Genomic DNA, 3,168 nt, shown 5'->3' with positions numbered 1-3,168 from the left:
CACCGAAGGGGATCCGTTGCTCACCGAGCGGCTGGTCCCCTTTTCGTTGAGCGGCGAGCGCCCAGATGATGCCACCAAGGCTCGCCAGCAGCAGCATCAGCGGCAGTGCCTGCCAGCCCAGCCACGCGCCGATCGCCGCGACGAGCTTCGGATCGCCGCCGCCCATCGCGTCCTTCAGGCGTACGCGGCGATAGAATTCGGCGATGGCGGCGAGCGTCAGGCCGCACACGACCGCGCCGACCCAGCGGTCGATCAGCGAGGTATCGAGCATCGGCCCTGCGATCAGCAGGCCGACAATCCCGAGCAGCAGATTGAGGCGGTCGGGCAACCAGAAATGGCGCGCATCGAGCAGTGCGAGCGGCAAAAGCAGCCAGCCGAACAAGGCCCAGAGCCAGCCCGCCGTCCCCGGCAGGAGCGCAAGCGCGATCATGCCGATCAGCGCCGAGCCCAGCTCGACGCGCCCGTGAAAGGGGTCGATCGGCCTGTCGCAGATTCGGCAGCGTCCGCGCGTTGCGACGGACGACAGCAACGGAACGAGGTCGAGCGCACCGAGCGCCCGCCCGCAGCCGTCGCACTGCGATCGCCCGAGCACCGAGCGCCCCGCAGGCCACCGCAATACCAGCGTCGCGACGAAGCTGCCGAGAATGAGGCCGATCAGCCCGGCAAGAAGGATGCCCGTGCCGAAGGGCAAGGCATCGAGAAAGGTCACGTCAGAAGCGGCCTGAGGTCGTCAGCACGAACCCGCCCGATCCCGGCTTGAATCCGATCGCCGCCAGCGCGGCCGCCATCGCCGGATCGCGGTCGACGTTGATCGCGAACTGCGCGCGCCAGGCACCGGCGCCGTCGAACGACAGGGTCAGCCGCTCCATCCCCGACTGACTGGCGAGCGCCGTCTGCGCGCGCCCGCCCTTGCAGCTCAGCGGCCCCGACAATCCGCTCGACAGATCGAGCCCAGCGATCGGCGCGGTGACCGAAAGCTGAATCCGGCCGCTCGCCGCGGCGCATTTGCCTGTGTCATCGAAGCGGATGGTCGCGCCTTCGAAACGGATGGTGTCGACCGGGATCGCACCCAGTCCGCCCGACATCGACGTGGTCCCGCTGACATCCGAAACCCCGCGCGGATTGCTGCCGTGCAAACGTCCGGCAAGCGCGCCGAGCCGTTCGTCCGCACGCGCGAACGCCAGTTCGGTATTCCCCCCGAGCAGCGCGAGCGGCGACAGGCTCGCACGCACTGTACCAAGTGGCAACGCGCCGAGCCGCGCCTCGACCAGCTCGCCCGACCAGACCGATCCGCGGACGTCGCGCGCGGCAATGCCGGCGTCGGTTGCACCCGACCAGCCAAGGGCGAGCCGCATCGGAAAGGTCGCGATGAGAAGGAGGAGCGCAAGCAGTGCCGCGCCGACGACCCATGGCTTTCGCAGGTTCATTGGCCGCCTCTCCTGAGTTCGGCTGTCATCCCCACGGTGCCGTCGGCTGCGGGAGTGATGGTGAGCTGATCGACGACGAAGCCCTGCCCCTCCAGCGAGGCCAGCCAGTCGGTGAGCACGGGCGCCCTGGCCGTGGCGATGGCGATCGTCGCCTGTCCCTGCCCGCGTGCCTCGTTCCGGTCGAGCGTCAGCCCGATTTCGCCCGCCGACTGCGTCAGATACTGATCGACCGCGACAGCATCGACCGTTGCCGTCAACGATCTGGCCGGACGCAGGCTCAGCAACCGGATCTTGGCCGCTACCCGGCCTTCGCGCTCTATCGACGCGCGATGCCGGTTCTCGAGATCGGTGAACCCCGCAACCGCGGGGCGAGCCAGGCCCCAGACAAGCACGCCAAGCGCGAGCACGCCCGCGATACCCACAAGCCAGCGTTCACGCGTCGAAAGACCGATCCACCAGTTTTGCAGCTTCTCGGTCATGGCACCGCCCGGATCGTGATATTGGCCATCTGCTGACCGTCGTTGCCCGCCATCGGTTGCGCGGTGATGCGATAGCCGCGCGCCTGCAAGGCAAGCAGCACCTGATTGATATCTTCGACGCGCGGCGCCGCAAGCGTCGTCGTCAGCGTTCCGTCGGTGCGATGCGAAAGCGTCTTGAGCGAGACGCCGGGCGCATCGCCCATCGCATCATAAAGCGCCGAGGCCGGGACCGAGAAGGCCAGTGGCCCGCCACCCGCGGCGGCGAGCCGGCGGTCGAGTTCGGCTTCGGCCGCGGTCGCATCGGTCGCTGCGATACCCGCTTTCTTCGCCATGGCGACGACGGCATTGTCGGCGCGGTTCGTATCGCTCGTCAGGCGCAAGGCATAAATGACCGGAATCAGCAGGCTGACGACGACCAGGGCAATGAACAGCCGTTTCGCCAGCCGCAGCATCGCGGGATCGACGGACCAGCGTCGCTTGGGCTTCCAGCCCCCGCTGAGCAGGTCGAGCGGCGGCGCGGCGAGCGTGAGCAGGAGGGCTTCGCGCATCCGGTCCGCATCGAGCGGCGCGACGCTGTGGCCACCCGCGATCAGCGGATCGAGTTCGGGATCGGAAAGCCAGGCACGGTCGGCGCTGCGGACGATCTGCTCGCCGCCGACGTCGGCGGTCCACAGCGCATCGGGCTCAGGCGGCGGCACCGCGACCGCGGCGGGGACGATCGCGGCGGGCGAAAGGCCTCGCGCCTTCAGCCAGTCGGTCCACGCGGTCATCGCGGCATGCGTCGTCACTGCGACCGGAACCGCCTGACCGCCCCCTGCGGGCTGACCGGCGACGACATGCAGCGCAGCCGCGTCGCCGAGGCTGTTCTTCAGCGTGTCGATACGCGCCGCGGCCGCGGCTTGCGCCGGAGCCGCGTCGGGATAGTGAAGCCAGCGCAGCGGCACGTCGGCGGCGGGAGCGATGGCAATCAGCCGGTCGTCGGGGCCATCGTCCTGCGGCTTTTCCCATGCACCGACCCAGCCGTCGTCCTGACCGCTGTCGACGATCACGCCGTCGTCGACGCGCAGCCACGCGGAATCCGGGCCCGTTCCTTCGTCGAGCGCCGCCGCCGTCGGCAGCCAGAGCAGCAAAACCCGCGACATGTCAGTCCGTCTCGCCCCAGTCGCGGCGCACGATCACCGGCGGCGTCACCCCCGCGGACGGCGCTCCGCCATTGGCATCAATCAGCGAAACTGCGGTCAAGAAACCGTCCCCCATCGTCA

4 protein-coding genes are annotated in these 3,168 nt (G+C 69.2%); all 4 read right to left on the bottom strand.

The window, feature by feature from the left end; genetic code table 11:
• Positions 1–709: A24 family peptidase (locus tag JHC57_RS05640; RefSeq protein ID WP_294029027.1), on the bottom strand; the 709-nt coding region annotated here is incomplete at its 3' end.
• Position 710: 1 nt separating this feature from the next.
• Positions 711–1,427 (bottom strand): type II secretion system protein N, encoded by a 717-nt coding sequence (gspN, locus tag JHC57_RS05635; RefSeq protein WP_294029026.1) that lies wholly within the window; start codon positions 1,425–1,427, stop codon positions 711–713.
• Positions 1,424–1,906 carry a type II secretion system protein GspM gene (gene gspM / locus JHC57_RS05630; RefSeq protein WP_294029025.1) on the bottom strand — a complete coding sequence of 161 codons (483 nt, stop codon included), beginning with the start codon at positions 1,904–1,906 and terminating at the stop codon, positions 1,424–1,426. The genes gspN and gspM overlap by 4 nt, the downstream gene beginning before the upstream one ends.
• Complete coding sequence (gene gspL / locus JHC57_RS05625; protein WP_294029024.1) at positions 1,903–3,048, bottom strand: type II secretion system protein GspL; 1,146 nt, start codon at positions 3,046–3,048, stop codon at positions 1,903–1,905. The genes gspM and gspL overlap by 4 nt, the downstream gene beginning before the upstream one ends.
• Positions 3,049–3,168: the final 120 nt, after the last annotated feature.

Source organism: Sphingopyxis sp. (assembly GCF_016463645.1).
Lineage (GTDB): Bacteria > Pseudomonadota > Alphaproteobacteria > Sphingomonadales > Sphingomonadaceae > Sphingopyxis.
The sequence above is the reverse complement of the archived record's forward strand: the minus strand, read 5'-3'. Positions and strand labels throughout refer to the sequence as shown.

Coding starts and splice junctions, on each gene's coding strand:
- gspL (WP_294029024.1), bottom strand. CDS start 3,048: ATGTCGCGGGTTTTGCTGCTCTGGCTGCCGACGGCGGCGGCGCTCGAC.
- gspN (WP_294029026.1), bottom strand. CDS start 1,427: ATGAACCTGCGAAAGCCATGGGTCGTCGGCGCGGCACTGCTTGCGCTC.
- gspM (WP_294029025.1), bottom strand. CDS start 1,906: ATGACCGAGAAGCTGCAAAACTGGTGGATCGGTCTTTCGACGCGTGAA.